Below are 19725 nucleotides of genomic sequence, written 5' to 3'. Positions count from 1 at the left end.
TTTTAGTTGCTTTTTGGATCTAAATCAATGATCTGCACCTCCACACGACGGTTCATGCGCCGGTTTTCCTCGCTGTCGTTGGGCCGGGCCGGAAACTTGCTGCCCACGCCCACGGCTGCAATCACCCCCTCGGGCACGCCTTTGCCAATGAGGTATCGCGAGATGACCCGCACGCGGTATTCCGAGAGCGTGATATTCAGGCCCGGGTTGCCTACATTGTCGGTATGGCCGGTAATGCGAAGGCCTTTGTTCTTGTTTTCAAGAATGTAAATGGCTACCGAATCGAGGTAGGTCCGCGATTGCAGGGGCAGCTTGTAATCACTTCTTGGAAAATAGAGCGTCTTGTCCGAAGCGGTAATGCTCCTGGCAGCCGGTGTTTCGACCCGGGTAATCACTGCCGCCGGGCGCTCCGTTGCCCGCTCGGCCATACGCAAAGTCTTCAAAGTAATGCCCTCCTTCACCGACGCCATGGCCGTAACCAGTTCGGGCTGGCTGGATGCGGGTGCAATGCCGAATTTATAGTTCCGGCCCGGTACGAGGTCGGCGAAGTAATGGCTGTCGTTTACACGGTTCAGCGCGATGTCGGGCTGGCCGTCGCTCCATAACCGGCATAGCATTCCCTGCTGGGCTTGCAAGATATTGACGGACAGGATCGTACGCTGGCGGTTCAGTTTGATGATGTAGGTCCGGGGCTCCTGGTCGGTTTTGTCGAGGATCAGGTTGCCGTTGTAAGCCTGGTAACCACCCGATTTGACTTCAATCGCCACAATATCTTTCTCCGTAAATACGATTTCTGCCCTGGGGCGATCGGTCGTGAGTGAAAAGCAGTCCTTTTTTTGTTTTTGGGTATAATACAGACAAATTTCCGCAGCCAGCCGCTGGTCCGACAATGCGTCGCGCACCTCGATCCGCCTTACAATGGAAACCGCTTTCAGTGAGTCTTTCAACTCAAAATGCTTTTGCTCCGATTGAGCATAGGGCTCGTCGCTGGTTTGTTTGCCGAGGGGCATCATGGCTAATGTGATGAAAAACGTGCCTTCGGTTTTGCCGTCGATGTTCACCGGGATATGCTGCGTCTGGAACTGCGGACATTCGATCGTGAGTTCAATGATATGGCAAGGCATTTCCACATTGAATACACCCAGGCTGTCGGACTTGCCGAGCCGCTGCTTGCCTTGCTCGGTTTTGGCGGACAAGGTGGCCACAAGCGGCGTTCCGCCCGAAATATCGGTGATTTTGCCGGCCAGGTAACCGCATTGCGCATACAGCGACGCGGTAGCGGCCTGAAACAAAAGCAGGGTGATGTATAGCCTGGTTTTCATTGTCCCTCGTTGGTTTCGACCCCTATATTTCCCAATAAAACTTCCCAGTTCACCGTATCCTTTCCATCGATGGTTTTCTGATACGATTCGAGTTTGACCCGGATATTCTTGCGGGTAATATCTCCGTAAGCGACTTTTCCATTGGCTGAATAGCCCTCAAAAACCTGCTGCCCGGCGATCGTGCCGTAATAGTTGCCATCAGCCTCCTGTTTCAGTTCACTCACATATTTGACCTCATTCCAGGTAATATTGATTTTGGCATAAGGCAGGAGTTTCAGGCGGTTGAGGTATTCTTTCACTGGATATTTCTTCACCCCTTTCGCCGAACTCACCGCCACGGTGGCCTGCGGCTCGAACAGGCTTAATGCTTGCTGTACCGCCTTGTTCTTGTCTTCCGATTTCATGCTTTTATCGCCGATAATGCGGAGGTAGGAGGTGAATTCATCTACCCGGCGAATGCCTTTTGCACTGTATTCCTTGTATTCGGCGTCGGTTAGTACCGGTTTTACCTGTTCTTTGGGCGGTGGCGGCACATCTTTTTTGGCAATAGGCTGATTTTGGGCAGGGTCTGGCTCTTTTCTGACGATCTCCCTCTCCTTTTTCTCGATTTCCTTGTGAGCCAATGCCAGCAATGGTGCCACGTCGACTACATCCCGCAGGATCTCATGCCGACCGTCGCGGTAAATCACTGTCGCGACTTCTTCCTTGTTGATCGACGCCGCATTGCCTTCCATCGTGAGGTAGTTGATCACGTCGTCGCTTTCGTAGGAAATGTTGCCGGTAATGACTGTCAGCGGGACGCTTTTAATGATAAGATCCTGGCTCACATTCCGCGGGGGAGCCTTGTAAAATGCTTCGATTTGCGTTTGGGCCTTGTTTGGGCTTTCGTTCAGCTCAGAAATCACCATAAACTGCCCGGCCGACCCGAATATGACCAGAAAGCGCTTCCGATGGTAAACCCGCGGGATGCCGTCCGACGCAATCCATTCCAGTTTGCTGTCCATGGCGCGGCTCAATTTGGCTTGTACGGGATTGCCATTATCGAGCCAGATCCGGTCCTGGGCCAGCGCCTGGACGGCGAGGAGCGTCATCAGAAATGTAAAGAGTTTCTTCATCATGCCATTAGTTTTCATAAGTGATGAGGCTCATCGTAATGTCGTTGGCTGTCACGTCTTCGATCCGCCATTTCCCGAACCGGCCTTCCCCGGTTTTGAATGCGATCACGGTATTGTCCGTCACTGTGCTGAACACGTAGGTAATGCTCATACTACTGTAGTTCGTGAGCCGCACAAGGTCCAGATAGGTGAGTTTGTCGTAGTCGGCAAGTTCCAGATTCGCGAATTGCAATTTATTCGCGGAATTGAGTTCGAGCACAGTTCCCCTGCCCGTGATGGCAAAGAAATCAATGGTAACATCGGTCTTCGGGTCGTTTGCATTAAGTATGACAGCTCCGGTGTCGAAATCATACCAAAGCGCTTTACTTCTGGCGACTTTCACAGAAGTGCGGTTCACTACCACGGGCGGTAAGAGGGTGGTTTTAATGTCCAGTATTTCTCCGTAAGCCATTCCGCCGCCCTCATTCCGGGCGTAGAGCGCGATGTAATAGCGCGTGTCGGACATTAACCCTGTAATTTTCTGGTTCTGGATCAAAACCGGGGTTTGTCCGGGCGTTTCCCCGAGTTTGATCACCTTATCTTTCTGTATATCGAGCGCAGGTGTAGTGCCGTACACCAAACCATACTCCTTGATGACGCCGCTCTTTTTCTCCTGACGGTCGTTCTTGCTGTCGGGATTGCTGATTGTTCCGCTGACTGTGATCTCGGTGCGTTTGATATCTACCACTTCCAGCTTTGATAACACAGGCGGGAGCGGATCGACCGGCGCAAAGAGGTTGCACGACTGAAACAACACAGTCGATACGGAAGCCAACAATATGAACAGGCACTTTTTCATGCGTTTTTCCCTGAATAATTTACCTTACGGTTACGTGTATACGCTTACGGTTTGTCGTAGGTTAGAATAGTCACTTCCATATCGCCGCCGCTTGCGGAGCCGGGCCGGCGGTCCTCGCCGTGTGCATCGACGCGCAGCTTGCCGTACCTGCCCTGGTTGGTCATAAATGCGATTACGGTGCCGTTCTGCAACTGGTTTGCCATTACATCGGTATAACTGCCGTTGATGAAGCCGGTGCTAAGATTCGCCCTGGTGAGGTCGCTGTATTTTACCTGATCGAAATTCACAGCACCCAGTACCGCAAACTTCGCTCCGTTCCTCGGGTAAATCCCCGGCTTGTCGTTATAGGGGTACCAGTTCAGATCTTCGGAGCCGACCTGCGACACCAGCGCTCCCTGATCCAGGTCATAAGGATTGGAGTAGTACATGGTGAATGATTTCTTGGGTGTAAAAACAGCAGGTTCGCCTAATGAGAAGCCGGTTGTCGCGTCACTGTAAATGATGCCGCCCAACGTGATCGCAAATGCCCGGGCATAATAGGTGGTTCCTGCGGCTAACCCGCCCACATTCACGGTGAAGCTGCCTTTGGCCGCCTTGCCGTTGGCTGTCGCCCGGTTGTCCTTGGTGGTAGGCTCATTGTTCGTGGACGAATAGCAGACCCCGAAGGAAGAGATTTCGGCATTTCCCAGAGACAATATATTGACGACCACATCGGCCGAAACCTTGGAAGTGGTGGTTATCTTACCCAATGAAAGCTCTGCAAAAACATAATCGTCGGTTTTGAATGTCGCCACAGGCCCGTACCCAACGCCGCCGCCCTGGTTTCGGGCATAGGTGCGCACATAATAGGTGGTGAGCACGGAGAGCCGATTGATTTCCCTGACAAATTCGAATGGGGTGGGAGGATTGTCTTCTCCTACCTTGATCACCGTTCCGGCCTCGAGGGTAGGCTGGTTCTGGGTACCCCAAACAAAGCCATATTCGAGGATTTTCCCGCTTTTCTTTTCCTGTCGGTCGTTTTTAGGATCGAGGTTATCGATTTTTCCCCTCACAGTTGCCCCCGACGTCCACACCTGCTCCACGCTCACCTCAGAGGCCGCGGGCGCAAGCGGGTCTACCGGCGCGAACATATTGCATGCTTCTGTGAGGAAGGCAATTCCTGTAATAATCAGTAAGCTGGTTAACTTTTGCATGGCTTTAATCGCTGTGTTCAGCGGATTTGTTCATTCATATTTTCAGGAAGCTGCCGGTGCTGCCGGGCGCCAGTCGTTGTCCCAGTATTCGATCAGTTGCGGGCTTGCGACCCTTCCGCGGAAGGAAACGGTGGTATCGTAATGCGTTTGCGGGATCAGGTGGTTGCGCAGGCGCGTGATCCATGGCTGCGCGTGACGCGGTGTGAGCAATCCGCCCATACCCATCTGGTTTTCGCGTTCAGACAATGTCACACCATAATTGGCGTCGCTGTTACCCACGCCTTTGACGTGGTTTAGCCCAAGCGTATGGCCGAATTCGTGGTTGATGGTCGTTTGCAGGAACGAAATATTATGCGTTTCTGAGCCTATGCGGGTGCGACGGTCGTTCCAATGCGGTTCCAGATCGTTGTGGGTGAATACGCCCGTACGGTTGAATTCTTCCACGTAGGATCTGAAAGTACTTTCGCGAGGATGGATAATCCGGTAAGTCTGGTGGGCCTGCGAGGAACTGTCTACGAGCTGGATCGATAATCCGCATTGAATGGTGGCGGAATTGCGCGGAGATGTGGTGCGGGGGACATGCCAATCCTTATTCGGATCGAGTATGAACTTATCGCTCCAATGCCTTTGTACTACCGTCACAAAACGATTCTTGTAGTCTTCCCATTCGTGATCGTCCCAACGGTCGAGATGGAAATGCCCGTAAGTATCGTGTAGCCTGCCGTTGCCGGTAGCATAAGTTTCGCCCATAAAAAAGCGGGTGGTAGGCTCTATACGCACCAGACGCACTTTGAATTGCAGGATCATCCCGAACGTCGTATCGTCAATCGGAATAAGGCACGAATCCCACCGCCTCGCATTTCTGAATAGATGAATGTGCATAATGTTTCAGGTTTTCGGATAAATAACTTTTCAGTGCGAAGGATCAGGTGGTTGGCCTTGCCTGCGGGCGGTAGAACCACATTTGCCCGGAGACGGTCACGCTTCCGCCGCTCATAGCGCCGGTACGGAGGTACAGGCGGTTTTGCTGGACGTTTTTGCTGTTGTTGACATTGCATTCGTATACTTCTACGACGCCGGAAGTGTCGACCGACATGACGATCGCCGTATGGTGCGGACGGGATTCCGTCCGCCAGGCGCCATCCGAGCTATCAAACCGGAACGTGTAGTTGCGGAACTGGATAATATCGCCCGCTTCGAGGTTGGCCGATGTGATAGCGGTACCCCACACATAGTTGTCGTTCGGGCCTACGTTGCCCATAATTTCGGTGGAAGTTCTGGCGCCGGCACTTTGCAGTGCGCGTTCGGCCAGAGTCCAGCATTCTCCGTTCCCTACCTGGCCGGCCAGGTTAGTTTGCGCGAATTGCGCGACGGCATTTCCAAGTACACTCATTGTTCGATTCAGGAAGGTGTGGATAGTTTATCAAAATGGGTGCTATTCTAATATGCTTTCGGCCTGGTGGACATTCCAGATGACTTCTCCATTATCGTCGGTAGTGAGGTCGATCACCGAACCTTTACCGGCCTGCCCGGAAATGATCATCCGGCTTACGGGCCGCCTCAGCAGGTTTCGGATGACCCCTTTCAGTGGCCTCACGCCATATCTCGGTGTAAAACCTTGCATCGCGATGTTTTTCCGTGCATCGGGGCTCAGATTGAGGCTGATGCCCTGTTTGTCGAGCAAGTCGGTAAGGCTGCGCAAATGGATATCGAATATTTTGACCACATTATCCTCCGAAATCGGCGCAAACGGGACGATTTCGGTTAGCCGGGCCAGAAACTCGGGACGGAAATACTTGGCCATGATCTCCATCAGGTCCGACGACTGCGGAATGCCGCCTTTGGCAAACTCCTGGATAATATGCTCCTGCCCGATGTTGGAGGTAAAGAGGATCACGGCATTGGAAAAATCTCCTTGTTTACCCAGCCTGTCGTGCAGTTTGCCCTCGTCTAGAATTTGGAGGAAAAGGTCGAAAACAGAGGGGTGCGCCTTTTCAATTTCATCAAACAACACCACTGAATAGGGTTTCTGACGAATTTTATTCACCAATAACCCGCCTTCCTCGTAACCCACGTACCCCGGAGGCGCGCCGTAAAGCAATGCTGCCGAATGCTCTTCCTTGAATTCCGACATATCGAACCGGATCAGGAACGACTCATCGTTGAACAGGAAATCGGCGAGCGCCTTCGCGATTTCGGTTTTTCCTGTTCCGGTTGGTCCCAGCAGGAAGAACGAACCGATGGGCTGCCCGGCCTTGATCAGGCCCGAGCGCGATTCCAGAATGGCTTCGCTCAATGCCTTCACGGCCTGATCCTGACCTACCACTCTTTTCTTCAATACTTCGTCAATTCCCAGTAGCTTGTCTCGCTCGGAGCTTTGGAGTTTGCCTAGTGGAATGCCGGTTTTGTGGGAAATAATGGCGGCTACATCGTTTTTGCCGATCGAATCGGAGCGGCGTGTAGCCAGGTCGCGCAATGCTGAAAGTTTAGTACTTAGTTGGTTATGAATGCCTTCCGGCGTTTCGAGATCGGCGTCGTCATTAGCATCGAGCTGGCCGGTGAGCAATGGACTTAGCCTGTTGGGAAGCTGCCGGGCAAACCATTTGAGTTCGTGCAGCCTCTCCGCTTCATCCACGGCCATTAGTGTGTCGAGATCGGTTTGTAAGGTAGTTAATTCATTTTCAGACACTTCGTCCATTAACCGCATTGCGGCCATGGTGCGGTCGATCAAGTCGAGCGCTACATCTGGCAGGCGGCGGTCTTTGACATACCTTTTGGCCAGTTTCACAGCCTCGGCGGCGGTGCCTTCGGAAACTTTCAGGCGATGATGCACTTCGTAAACCGGCAGCATATGCTCGATCATGCGGATGGCCGTGGCTTCGTCCGGCTCCTCCACATGCAGTATTTCGAACCGGCGGGAGAACGCTTCGTCTTTTTCGATGTATTTCCGGTATTCCTCCGGCGTAGTTGCTCCGATTAATGTAAGCTCGCCGCGTGCCAGTTCGGGTTTGAGCAACTGGGCAACCCCTGCGCCGATCGAACCTTTCGGGTCGAGCAGCATATGGATTTCGTCGATGAACAGAATGGCTTTATCAAATCCCTTCAATTCATTTAAAATACCTTTCAACCGCTCTTCGATTTCGCCTTTATAGGATGCCCCGGCTACCAGTGTACCGGTGTCGAGTTCCAGCAAACGGGCGTTTTGCAGCAGTTGGGGGACTTTTTTCTCGGCAATGAGTTTGGAAAAGCCTTCCACAAGCGCCGATTTGCCTACACCCGGTTCGCCGGTCAGTATCACATTGGGTTTGCTTCTGCGCCCTAGTATTTCAGCCATCTGGCGGATTTCCCGGTCGCGGCCGATAATGTCGTCGGTTTTGCCTTCGGCTGCCCGCTGTGTTTTATCGGAAGTGTATTTTTCGAGATAACCGCTCCCTTTTGCCGTAGATGCCGATGGTTTTGGACTTTGATTTTCCCCATTGGCAGAAACTGGGGGGGCATTATGGAGTGCTAATACTTCTTTCTGAGTAATAGAAAGGGATTTCAACTGATCGGAGGAAAATCCCACTCCGGGTTTGAGCAAAGCGGCTAATGTACAAAGCGGATCGGTGTCGATATTGAGCTGTAATGCAATGAGTTCGGCGAGTTCCATCGCGGCGGCGGCCTGGTTGTCGGGCTGTGGCAGCTCGGGAACCCGCACTGATTTGGCGCTTTCTTCCAGCCGGACTTCGGCCCAGTCACGCAGGTATGCAAGGTCTTTGCCGGCCATTACGAGTTCGGAAGCCAGGCCCACATCATTATGCAGCAGGCCCATGAGCAAATGCGCGGGACCAAACCGCTCCTGCCGGTATTCGCGCGCCAGCGACTGTGCGATCGTGATCGCGTATCTGAGAGCTTCGGTTTGCATGGATCAATAGGATAGATTTGGAACGCTGTTTCTCAGGGCTGATTTTTTTGTAATGCCAATAGCCGCTCTGTCGCTTTGGCTTTCATGTCTTTATTGGCAGTCGAAACCTGTAACCCGTCGAATATCTGTTTCGCCTGGTCGTAATATACTTTCCGGTCGTTTTTTCGCAGGTTTCCCTGTGTGAGCAATTGATAGTAACCTTCGGCTTCCGAATATCGCAGCCATTCCCGGTACGTGACGGCAGTGCCATTTTTGGCGGCGAGACATTCGTCGAGCTGCCGTTGAATGGCTGCTATATCCCCACCACCTGATTTGGAACTCCTGCAATTGTCGAGGTCGCGTTGAAGCGCAGCCAGCTTGGCTTGCAGTTCCTTATCAGGGCCGCCTCCGCCACCTCCTCCACCCCCGCCGCCGCCTGCTGCGGCAGTCAGCAGCTGGCGTTCCATACCTTTGATTTCCAGGTCTTTCATGTTGATCTGGTTGCGGAGGTCATTCACCATTTGCATATCAATGCCCTTACTGTCCAGCGTGCGTCTCAGCTCGCCGATCGTCTGGCGGTAGGTAACCAGCGCTTCCGTCAGCTTTGCAATGCCGGTCGAGAGACGTTTGTTCTGCTCGTGCGCAGCGGCTACTGCCAGGTTGTTGAAATGGCTCATAATGCTGTTGACGCGGCTTTCAATGTCTACCAACTGCGTCCTAGCCGTGGCTTTGGCCATTTCGTCGGTGGCGCTGCTGTAAACGCCGTCGAGCTGGATGAGCCTGCGCGATATCTGGCTGAGCGTGTCGGTATCGACCAGCATCGGGTCCTGCTCTTCGACGATCTCACGGTAGCGGCGGGTTTCCGAAGCGGTTACCGAGTCGGGCACCCGCATGAGCAGGTACACGGCCGCAAGCGGGAACGTGAGGGATAGTACATACATGCCTACGAACCTGCCGATCGCTGTTTTTCGCTGAATTTTGTTGAGAGGCTCCATTTCGACATCAATGTTGCTGCCAGTTGATCTAATTTCTTATCTATTTCTTTATCTATTCTTTATCTATTGACCCCCGGGTTAAAACCCGGGGCAAGAGGATTTTTTTGTTTTGCCATCCATTTCTGTCGGTTTCAACCAACGGGCAGTCGGCCAAATCCGTGGCAATGGTTTTTTGTTTTGCTATCCATTTCCGTCGGTTTCAACCGACGGGCAACCGGTCAAATCGCGGGGCAATGGGATTTGGGCTAAAGAGGGCTCCACCGCGACTTTGTCTTCTCCGGCTGCACAGGTGGCTCGTGTACGGGGCTTTCGATGATGAATACTTGCTGGCCTTTGCGTTTGCCGATAAATTCGAGTTGGCTCAGTTTCAGGAACAGGGCCGTCCACATGCTGTAAAAACTGTCGATAATGCGCATACCCGGTAGTATGTCATTTTGGTTGAATGGCGCTTGTATCACGGCTAAAAGTTGCTTTTCAATGCTTCCCGGCGAGTCGTCGGCCCATTCGCCGAGGTAGCCCAGGAGTTCTTCCTTTTCCCTGTCGGTAAGACATTCCATCGCTACACGGATGGCCTGCGCTGTCTGGATCATCGACGTCATCATTTGTATCGGCGGCTCGAACGGTACTAGCCTCTGGAAGCTGATATTCACCAAGGTCATAGTACTTACCAGCCCTTCTACCATCATTTGGACACTATCCGAGAGCGTACTTTTCTGACTTTTCGTTTTGATCTTCTGCAAGATCCGGAACGAATACATCTCAATATCGTTCAGGTAACCTGTCCACCGGGTGTGCCATTCGCGCAGGTTTTTATGGCTGCGTACTGCCCGGCTGGCTGGAACGAAATCATGCAAAACACGCAGTTCGGAATTGCTGTATGCCAGCTTGCCGATGATCAGTCCCGGGCCTCCCCATTGCTCGATATTGATGAGCTCCGAAGGTACCAGGCTCACGCGGGACAGCGCGAGTGTGTAAGGGTGCCGCACGGGAATTTCGGACTCCGAAGGTGTTCCGGCAGGCTGCCTTTCGAACATGCCCACGCTGAGCACGATATATATTTCCACATTCTGCGTCATCGGAAGCCGGTATTGTTCCAGGATTCCGGCCAGCGACGTATCGAGTTTCAGTTCGTCTGTTTCTTCGATGTCGAGGAGGCTGCCGTCGGGTGTTATCGCCTGGCAGCGGTTCACTTTTACCCTGATCTGATTCCCTGCATCGCCCAATACCTGTATTTCCAGCGGGTCGCTGCCGTCTTTCGGAAGCAGCAGGCCAAAGTTCAGCGGGGTGAGCAATGCGGCCCCGGCGCGTCGAACCTGATCGGTGTGGTAATGATCTGTTTCGATAAAATGCTGCCGCGAGATTTTCATCCCGTCGACCCAGTTGACGGCCATGCGACGGATATCTGCCATACCAATTTGTAATTACGAGTACTACATTTTCATGGCTGCTTTCACCAGCCCTATCACCGAACGTACACCGAATTTTCTGAACAGACTTCGCCGGTAAGCCTCCACCGTGGAAATGCTCACTTGCAGCCTTTCGGCGATCTCCTTGGAGCTCATTTCGTCCATGATCAGATCCAGGATTTCCTTTTCGCGCTTTGTCAGTTCCATAATTAAAACACTTAGACAAAGTTGTTGCGGCGCAAGCGCTATTTCAATCGGCAGATACCCTGAATTTTCGGGATTTTTACCCTGATTTTACTAATGGTTTTGACTATTGTTTTTAAGGGTTTCCCACGATGAAAATCGGTGAAAAACTACACTACGCCCATGCGGACGGCTATTTTGGTAAGGCCTACCGAGTTTCTGACACCCAGCTTCTGAAAGAGGTTACGGCGGTGGGTTTCGACGGTTTTATCACTGATGCATAGCTCGCTGGCAATCTTGTTGGTAGAGTATTCGCTCGCCACGAGCCGGAGGATTTCGACTTCTCTTTTGCTTAAAAAATCACGGGTGGAAGGCGCCGGGTCCTGGATGTATTTATCCATGGAAGTCTCGGCGAGTTTGAGCATTACTTCTTGTCCGTAATACACTTTTCCTTCCGAAACGGCCCGTATGGCGCGTTCCCATTCATCGAGTTCGGCTTCGAAAACAATGTAGCCGCTTACGCCCGACCGTACCACCTCACGGACCGATTCGGCCGATGGGCTGGGGGCGAGCAGGAGGAATTTCAGTTTGGGGTAGAGTTTTCTGATTTTTAAAATCTGGTCTGCCGTCTTTTCGGCGTGATGAGCGAATACAACTACGATATCAATTTCTTTCAGGTAGGGTAACTGGGTGATTTGTTCAAGATTATTACACTTACCAACCAGCTCGATGTAAGACCTCCTCCTCAGCCATTCTGCAACCGCCTCGCACTCTAAGGGGTGTGCATGGACGAGGCATGCGTGTGTAATAGAATGTTCCATACTTTTCGGGGTTGAGTACTAGAATTTACACATCAAAATTAATTCTAAGCGACAGGTCCGGTCAATACGGGAAAGTACAGGAAAAGCCAGGTAAGATTACCCGGTTTCGTAAAGGGTTGAAAATTAAGCTTTTTCAGCGAAAATCCTAACTAATTGTTTGCATTGGCTAAAATATAAGGGATTCCCTTAGGGGTATTCACTGACTGTTTACTATATACGTCGAATTATTTCTCAGGCTATTCCTTGATCCGTCCGTATTTACGCATGATTTCCAGTACTTTTTCCTTCGGGAGCTCTTCCACCTTGTGCCCCTGAGTCCCTTCCGACGTCCGCGCCATGAAAAGCGAGTTGATAATGGCTTCCTCAGTGGCCTCCATGGCGGCCATAAAGAGCGGTGAAACGTAATCGTTGTGCAGGAATGCCGAGCTGAAAACCGCTTCGGACGTTTCGTGCAGTACTTTGTTAGCTGTCGAGAAGGCGATCACATAGTCGCCGCTGCCGTTCGCGGCGATGCCGCCCGTTTGGGCCATACCGAGCATGACGCGTTTGGCGAGTCGTTTCAGGTTGCGGGCGTCCAGTGGCGCGTCCGTGGCGAGTACCATCATACAGGAGCCGTCCGACGATTTGTCGAGCGACTCTTTGAACGCATATTTGCCTAGTTCCTGGCCCACCGGCACCCCATTTACTTTCAATACACCCCCAAAATTGGTTTGAACCAGCACACCCACCGTGTAGTTGCCCAGCTTCTCGGGCAGTTTCCGTGACGCCGTACCAATGCCGCCTTTCCAGCCAAAGCAAACCGTTCCCGTTCCCGCACCGACGTTACCTTCTGCGACGGGGCCACTTTCGGCCTGGGCCAGTGCATTCAGGACATGGTCTTTCCGTACGTGGCGGCCGCGGATGTCGTTCAGAAAGCCGTCATTGGTTTCTCCGATAACCGGGTTCACCGACCTTACATTTTCGTTGCCTTTCTGGCCCAATGTCCAGTCAATCACCGCGTCGGCGGCCGTGGGTACGCTCAATGTATTGGTTAAAACAATGGGCGATTCGATAGTGCCTAGCTCGTCGACCTGCGAATAGCCTGTCATTTTGCCGAAACCATTACCAATGTACATCGCGGCCTGGACCTTTTGCTGGAACATGTTACCGTCGTGCGGAAGAATGGCCGTCACGCCTGTGCGGATGTCTGCACCTTCAGTGAGCGTCACCTGGCCTACCTTCACGCCCGTTACATCGGTGATCGCATTCAATGCGCCTGTGGGCAGCACGCCTATTTTGATACCCAGCTCGCGGGGGCGTTTCTGGGCGGCAAGCGTGAGCGGGAGCATGAGCAGGAGTGAGAGGAGGCGCTTCATAGGTTAGTTTGATTCAGGATGAAATATAATAAAAAATCCACTGGGAACCGGGGTTCTCCAGTGGATACATCTGCTGTTGAAGTGTAATTTTTAATCGTTGTCGGGACGTGCTTTTTCGGGGTCTATCACCGTTTCCATGCGGCTTACGGCCGATGTGCTGAAAAATCCGAGCGCCTTGGGGCCCTTAGGATCGGCATTGATGATATTAGACCGGACATTGGCGATCGGGGTGGCGAACAACCCGCCGTTCGTACCTTGCTCATTCACCTGTTTGAGAAACTCGAATGCCTCGTAGGTAATGCTATGCAGCTCGACACCTATCTGCGCTCCTGCCGAATACAATGAGTCGGTGGTGATCGATTCGCGCAATGGAAGGATGAATATCAGCCCGTCGGATGGCGCGCCGGCACCGAATGCAGCGTCGTAGGCAATCGAGATATTGGCAGCTTTGTCTACCACCGCTTTGCCGCGGATTACCGGTTTGATCCAATACGTATCGCCTACGCCTTCGAGGTCACGGGCGTAGAATGAGGCTACGAAACCTTCACGAGGCCCCTTATCGGGCTCGAAAGGCCATTTTTCGTGACGATATACCACCGAATCCACGGTTGGTACGCGTTTCAATTCGGATTGGGCGGTGAAGGTGTCGGTGCCGTTCACGACTTTGAGCGAGTAGGTGCGGCCTACGTGCCCGAGCGTGTCGGCGGTGGTTTTACCCCAGGTATACTTGCCATCGCCGTCGGTGTCCTCGAATTTGTAAACCTTGCCTTTGTCGTCGGTAATCGTTACTTGTGCGCCCAGCACGGGTTTGGGGGCATTGTTGTCGAAATAGGCTTGCGACCACGACAATTTGATGGCCTGCTCACCGGGTTGGTTGGTAAGCCAGGCGTCTACCACGAGCTGGGAAGGGCCGTTCGCTGTATCGAGGTCGATCACATCCTCGCAGCTTGTGAGGGATATCAATGCAAGCGCGAACAATGCAGGGTATTTGATATATTTTAATGTTTTCATCATTACAGTTTTTCTGGCGTGATTTCAGTTTGCTGGTGTCAGAATTTGAAGTTGTAGGTGACAGAAGGAATGAAATTTCCGATGACCGAGTAGCGGACGGCCTCCGTTTTGAGCGGGTTATCCTCGTTGACCCTCGTGTAGACCGAGAACGGGTTACGGCGGTTGTACACATTATACACTGAGAATACCCATTCGCCTTCGCCGACTTTGAAAAGCTTCTTCTTCGCTTTCAATGTCGCAGCCAAATCCAGGCGGTGGTAAGCCGGAATGCGACTGTTGTTGCGCAGGCCACCATAATTGTTGCCAATTTCAAAACCTCCGGTACTGTAACGGTTTGTTGGGAAAGTGGCTGGCGTACCGCTCTGGATTGTGAAGTTCGACGACAAAGACAAGCGCTTGTTCAATTCGTAGATGGCTACGGCGGTAATGTTATGCGGTTTGTCGAAACGTGCGGGGAACCAATCATCATTATTAATAGATTCCACCAAACGCTCTGTTCTGGAAAGCGTGTAGCTTACCCAACCGGTCAGTCTGCCTTTATTTTTCTTAACATAAAACTCCGCCCCGTAAGCGCGACCTTTGCCAAACAGGAGGTCGCCGGTGAAATATTCGTTCAGGAGCAGGTCGGAAGCCGGTACATAATCGATTTGATTATACAGTTTTTTGTAATACACTTCCACAGAAGCTTCGTAGGTATTATCCTTGAAATTCTGGAACCAGCCTAATGCAACCTGGTCGGCCTTTTCGGGCTTGATATTAATGCCGCTCAAAGTCCAGACGTCGAGTGGTGAACTGGCTGCGGTGTTGGAAAGCAAGTGCAAATATTGCGATGTGCGGTTATAGCTGGCCTTAATGGACGCATTGCTGGTAATACCGATGTTCAATGCCGCCCTTGGTTCCAGGTTGCCGTAGCTTTTGATCACATCCCCTCTTTTATATTCTGTACCCGGGAAGATAGGGTCTTTCCGGACGCCTTTGCCCTTGTCGGCGTACTCATATTCTGTGGCCGGCCCGAGGCTGCGGAAGTAGGAGTACCGCGCGCCATACTGCAATGAAATGCGGTCGCCGAATTTCAATTCATTACCTATATATAAGGCAGATTCGTCGGCATAGCGTGGTTCGAGGCTGATGTCCTGCATATCGCCTTCCGAAACGAACGTCGCTTTACCGGGGCGTGTATCATAATAAATGTACTGGCCGCCGAATGTCAACTGGTTGTTAGGGGTGATGTAGAATGTGAAATCAGGTTTGATACTCGTGCTGATAATCTTCGATTTCCAGTCGAACTTGTCCTTCGCGTCGGGTTTGTTCTGGTTCTGGCCAAGGTTATAGTCGTAGTTGCTGTAATAACCGGTCAGGTTCATGAAAAGCTTGTTGGAGAAAATGTGGTTCCAACGTGCCGTTGCCGTTTTGTTGCCCCATCCGAAGCCGAAGTCACCACCGCCAAATACGTCTTTCCCAAAGTAGCCTGATGCGTAGAAGGTGTCTTTATCACCCAATTGATAATTGACCTTCGCCGTCAGATCATAGAAATAGAATTTCGAATCCTTCAAATCCGAGTTGAGAAACGGTTTGGCCAGAATGTCAATGTACGAACGACGACCAGCCACGATGAACGACCCTTTTCCTTTTGCAAATGGCTGTTCGTAGGTCAAACGGGAGAATATCGAACCGATACCACCGTTGATCTCGCGCTTTTTGGCATTACCTTCTTTCATACGCACATCGAGAATGGAGGAAATACGGCCACCATATTGCGAGGGAATACCGCCTTTGATGAGCTTCACATCCTTCACCGCATCCGGGTTGAATACCGAGAAGAAGCCGAACAAGTGCGAAGAGTTGTAAACCGGCGCTTCATCGAGCAATACCAGGTTTTGAGAAACATCTCCACCGCGTACGTTGAAGCCCGAGGCACCTTCACCGACGGTCGTCACGCCGGGAAGCAGCTGAATGCTGCGGATCAAATCCACCTCGCCGAGCAATGCGGGCATTTTGCGGATGGTTTTCATCTCCACCTTGTTTACCGACATTTCAATGCTGCGAACGTTCTCGTCCTCTTTTTTAGTCGAAATCGTCACCTCCGCGAGCTGGCTGCTCTCGTCGGACATTTCGATGCTCACAGTCTTGTCGCCGTCGAGCACCACTTCACGGGTCACTTTCTGGTAGCCGATATAGGTAAATACCAGCGTGTACTTGCCGTCGGGGAGGGTTAGTGAATAAAACCCATAAGGGTTCGTAACAACACCGGTTTCGGCTTCACGGACGTAAACGGATACACCGATAAGCCCTTCTCCGTTCGAGTTGTCTTTCACATAACCGCTCACCGAGTGCCGGTTCTGTGCGAGCGCCGGCAGGCTGATCAAGGCTAATAGAAGGCATTTGAGTATTCTGTTTTTCATGGACTGGATTTGTTTACTATCAAATTGGTTTATGTTGTTGTCGGCCGAGGCAGTCATTCTTACAGACGATCAAATTGAATTTTTCCTTTTCTCCGTGACAACTCAGTGTGGATATACCCCCTTTCAATGACTAAAAAATATTTCGACATTTTTTAGAAGGCCTGACAAAGCACGTGTTAATCAGCCTAAAAAGACAGCAAAAAATGATGAACTGGTAAAAAACCTGAATAAATGGCTTTAAGCCCGAAATGAAACAGAGAAAATACTTATGGTACTATTTCAAGGTATTTTTGACACGGCAGAGGTGTCGGGGCATTGTTCCAGTAGTTGGGAGGAGGTTTTTTGTAAAAGGGGATGAACAAAGTCGGGCGCGATCTCGGCTAGTGGCGCCAATACAAAACGACGGTCCTGAATGCGTGGGTGCGGTAATGTGAGTCGGGCGGAATCCATGACGACTTCGCCAAAATACAAAATGTCGATATCGATCACACGTGCGCCCCAGCGCTCGTAGCGTACACGCCCGAGGTCGTGCTCGATGTTGAGAATGATCCTGAGCAAATCCTCAGGCAGGAGGGAAGTTGTAATTTCGAGTACCTGGTTGAGGAATGCCGGTTGGTCGGTAATGCCCCAGGGTGCGGTTTCGTAGATCGCGGATTGACGGGTGATGTTTCCGGCCTGTTCGGCAATGGTCTCACGCGCGGCTGCGAGCACCTGCGGGCGATCGCCGAGGTTGGAGCCTAACAACAGAAAGACCTGGCCGGTTGCTGCCATCACGGAATTGGTTTGGAATAATCAATCCACGAAAAAAAGGACTTCCCGATGGAGGAAAGTCCTTTTCCAAATAAATTCGTAAAATTCCTTTTAGAACGTAAGCGTTCCTTTGTCGTATGCTTTTTGTATAGTTGCTTCGATACCGTTTTTGTTGATGGTACGAAGAGCAGAAGCTGCTACTTTCAACGTAACCCACTCTCCTGATGAAGGAAGGAAGAAACGTTTCTTTTGCAAATTCGGGAAGAATTTACGTTTTGTTTTATTGTTAGCGTGGGAAACGTTATTTCCGACGCGAGTTCTTTTACCTGTTATTTGACAAACCTTAGCCATGACTTACAATTTTTCCAAATGAGGGTGCAAAGATGCGTAATTAATTTTTGTTGAGCAAGTAACGGCAAAACAAATTTTCAAAAAAACTCCATTTTACCATCTCATCCTGAAACCTACACCGTGCACATTATCAATGCGAATATCCGGATCGCCCGAAAGATATTTGCGTAATCTCGAAATGAAAACATCAAGGCTGCGGCCCATAAAATAGTCGTCATCGCCCCAGATAGCCTTTAAAAGCTCGTCGCGGCGGATCACCTGATCGGTTCGTTCGGCCATAAATTTCAGCACTTCGGCTTCGCGGAATGTGAGGCTTTGCGACTTGCCGTCCAGCGTCAATGTCAGTTTCTGAAAATCAAATACATATTTCCCGATCTGTTTGCTGCCGGGTTTGACGACGAGTATCGAATCCGCTTTGCTGCGACGGAGGAAAACATCGATCCGGAGTTTCAGCTCCTCGATACTGAATGGCTTGGTAACATAATCGTCGGCGCCGAGTTTGAGGCCTTTGATCTTGTCCTCCTGCATCGAGCGAGCCGAGAGAAAGAGGATAGGTACCTGGCTATCGGAGCTGCGGATCTTCTCCGCTAATGTGAAGCCGTCCATTTTGGGCAGCATGATGTCGAGCACGCAAATGTCGAAATGTTCTTTTCCAAAAAACTCCAGCGCTTCTGCACCATCTGTCGCGTGCACGACTTCGTAATCGTATTGTTCGAGGTTATCCTTGGTGGCAAATGCCAGATTGGGGTCGTCTTCGACGTACAGGATTCTCTTTTTCATCAAGCGTGTTTCTGCGGAATAGTGATTTTAAATGTACTGCCTTTGCCCAGGGCGCTTTCCAGTCCGAGGTGCCAGCGGTGTGCCCGGACGATTTGTTTGACATAACTCAAACCGATCCCGAAGCCCTTCACATTATGCACATCGCCGTAAGGAATGCGGAAAAACTGGTTGAAAACCTTCTTCTGGTATTCGGGCGCGATGCCGATGCCCTGGTCGCGGACAGCTATAACGAGGTTATTGCCTTTATTGTATGTTTCGACGACCACATCCGGCACATCGTCGGAATATTTCAAAGCATTATCTACCAGGTTGCTGATCAGGCAGCGGAGGTGGAACGGGTCGGCGTCGATCATACTGTTGGTTGCATTGGCCTGGAAGCGAACTTTTTCCTCATGAGGCAGCAGAATGGATTCGATCATCTGCCGCGCGTCGAGCCGTTCTTTTTGCAAATGCAGGGCGTCGCGCTCAGCCTTGGCCATGGACAGTACCATTTCCACCTGGCCCTGCAAGCGGAGTATTTCGTCTTGCACGATCTGGACATAGCGCTTATGCCGCACGGGTTGGGACACGATACTGTCGGAATTGAGCACATCGGCGGCAATGCGAATGGTCGAAATGGGCGTTTGCAGCTCATGGGTCATGTTATTGACAAAATCGCGCTGTACTTCCGACAGTTGTTTTTGCCTTAAAATCACGAACAATGCATACGCAAAGAACGACACCGCCACCATGACCAACGCCGACGACCATATGGCGCCATTGATACTGCCCGCGAAATAGGTCTCCTGTTCCGGGAAGCGCACGCCGAAGTAATAGGGATACTTGTCGGTTTTTACCCAGTTAGTCGTTTTGGCGGGAATTTTATCGTTGTTCTTCGTACTCAACGACATGGCGTAGCGAATGCGGTTGGTAGTACAATCGTAAATTCCGATCTCGAAATTCGTGATCAGGTTATGTTTCTGAAAACTGTCCTTGATAAAGTGTTCCAGCATTTCGGGCTGGGTGGTGGCATTGGTATTCACCAGAAAATACTCCGGCGAAAGCTGCTCTACGGGATTGGTGGTTTGCATGACCCCGCACACATGGGCGAGTTTTCCTGCCACGTCCTGCAATGCTATGTGGGCATTCTGGTTGAACTGCCGGTGCCGGAGGTCGAGCGCCTGTTTTACCCAATAAATCTGCGTGATAACGACGCCGATAATGAGTAATGCAGAAAAAACCGTGAGGGATTGAATGGTACGTCTTGACATAACTAACTCGAAATGACCAATAAATATACGGCCATTCGTTCAATTAAACAGCCGTGCCAGCCGTAACATG

General features: G+C 51.4%; 18 protein-coding genes. All 18 read right to left on the bottom strand.

Annotated features, from left to right (window positions below; genetic code table 11):
• Positions 1-2: 2 nt before the first annotated feature.
• Positions 3-1322 (bottom strand): OmpA family protein, encoded by a 1320-nt coding sequence (locus tag CLV60_RS34655; RefSeq protein WP_229210938.1) that lies wholly within the window; start codon positions 1320-1322, stop codon positions 3-5.
• Positions 1319-2440 carry a hypothetical protein gene (locus CLV60_RS12430; RefSeq protein ID WP_106595700.1) on the bottom strand — a complete coding sequence of 374 codons (1122 nt, stop codon included), beginning with the start codon at positions 2438-2440 and terminating at the stop codon, positions 1319-1321. The genes CLV60_RS34655 and CLV60_RS12430 overlap by 4 nt, the downstream gene beginning before the upstream one ends.
• 4 nt (positions 2441-2444) lie before the next feature.
• A complete protein-coding gene (locus tag CLV60_RS12425) occupies positions 2445-3275 on the bottom strand; it encodes a fibronectin type III domain-containing protein (protein WP_106595699.1) in 831 nt (276 codons plus the stop codon).
• A gap of 44 nt (positions 3276-3319) precedes the next feature.
• On the bottom strand, positions 3320-4468 hold the full coding sequence (locus CLV60_RS12420; RefSeq protein WP_106595698.1) for a hypothetical protein: 1149 nt from the start codon (positions 4466-4468) through the stop codon (positions 3320-3322).
• A 42-nt stretch (positions 4469-4510) separates the two neighbouring features.
• Positions 4511-5350, bottom strand: a complete 840-nt coding sequence (locus CLV60_RS12415; RefSeq protein ID WP_106595697.1) for a hypothetical protein — start codon at positions 5348-5350, stop codon at positions 4511-4513.
• A gap of 43 nt (positions 5351-5393) precedes the next feature.
• Positions 5394-5861: a hypothetical protein gene (locus tag CLV60_RS12410; protein WP_106595696.1), complete on the bottom strand. Its 468-nt coding sequence runs from the start codon at positions 5859-5861 to the stop codon at positions 5394-5396.
• A 42-nt stretch (positions 5862-5903) separates the two neighbouring features.
• A complete protein-coding gene (locus tag CLV60_RS12405) occupies positions 5904-8372 on the bottom strand; it encodes an ATP-dependent Clp protease ATP-binding subunit (RefSeq protein WP_106595695.1) in 2469 nt (822 codons plus the stop codon).
• A 32-nt stretch (positions 8373-8404) separates the two neighbouring features.
• On the bottom strand, positions 8405-9346 hold the full coding sequence (locus CLV60_RS12400) for a hypothetical protein (protein WP_106595694.1): 942 nt from the start codon (positions 9344-9346) through the stop codon (positions 8405-8407).
• Between the two features lie 245 nt (positions 9347-9591).
• Positions 9592-10755, bottom strand: coding sequence for a hypothetical protein (locus tag CLV60_RS12395; protein ID WP_106595693.1), 1164 nt, complete (start codon positions 10753-10755; stop codon positions 9592-9594).
• 21 nt (positions 10756-10776) lie between these two features.
• Positions 10777-11001, bottom strand: a complete 225-nt coding sequence (locus CLV60_RS12390) for a response regulator transcription factor (protein WP_262510557.1) — start codon at positions 10999-11001, stop codon at positions 10777-10779.
• Between the two features lie 104 nt (positions 11002-11105).
• Positions 11106-11756, bottom strand: a complete 651-nt coding sequence (locus tag CLV60_RS12385) for a response regulator transcription factor (RefSeq protein ID WP_106595692.1) — start codon at positions 11754-11756, stop codon at positions 11106-11108.
• Positions 11757-11992: 236 nt separating this feature from the next.
• A complete protein-coding gene (locus CLV60_RS12380; RefSeq protein WP_106595691.1) occupies positions 11993-13111 on the bottom strand; it encodes a DmpA family aminopeptidase in 1119 nt (372 codons plus the stop codon).
• Between the two features lie 90 nt (positions 13112-13201).
• Complete coding sequence (locus CLV60_RS12375) at positions 13202-14125, bottom strand: DUF4249 domain-containing protein (protein WP_106595690.1); 924 nt, start codon at positions 14123-14125, stop codon at positions 13202-13204.
• A gap of 35 nt (positions 14126-14160) precedes the next feature.
• Complete coding sequence (locus CLV60_RS12370; RefSeq protein WP_106595858.1) at positions 14161-16524, bottom strand: TonB-dependent receptor; 2364 nt, start codon at positions 16522-16524, stop codon at positions 14161-14163.
• Between the two features lie 279 nt (positions 16525-16803).
• On the bottom strand, positions 16804-17295 hold the full coding sequence (gene folK / locus CLV60_RS12365; RefSeq protein WP_106595689.1) for a 2-amino-4-hydroxy-6-hydroxymethyldihydropteridine diphosphokinase: 492 nt from the start codon (positions 17293-17295) through the stop codon (positions 16804-16806).
• A 90-nt stretch (positions 17296-17385) separates the two neighbouring features.
• A complete protein-coding gene (gene rpmB / locus CLV60_RS12360) occupies positions 17386-17625 on the bottom strand; it encodes a 50S ribosomal protein L28 (RefSeq protein WP_090384950.1) in 240 nt (79 codons plus the stop codon).
• 93 nt (positions 17626-17718) lie between these two features.
• On the bottom strand, positions 17719-18405 hold the full coding sequence (locus tag CLV60_RS12355) for a response regulator transcription factor (protein WP_106595688.1): 687 nt from the start codon (positions 18403-18405) through the stop codon (positions 17719-17721).
• Positions 18405-19655 (bottom strand): sensor histidine kinase, encoded by a 1251-nt coding sequence (locus CLV60_RS12350; protein ID WP_106595687.1) that lies wholly within the window; start codon positions 19653-19655, stop codon positions 18405-18407. Before CLV60_RS12350 ends, CLV60_RS12355 begins: the two co-directional genes overlap by 1 nt.
• Positions 19656-19725: the final 70 nt, after the last annotated feature.

Origin of the sequence: Dyadobacter jiangsuensis, from assembly GCF_003014695.1 — a bacterium.
Classification (GTDB): Bacteria; Bacteroidota; Bacteroidia; order Cytophagales; family Spirosomataceae; genus Dyadobacter; species Dyadobacter jiangsuensis.
Note: the sequence above shows the minus strand (reverse complement) of the source record. Positions and strands in the feature narration are given on the sequence as shown.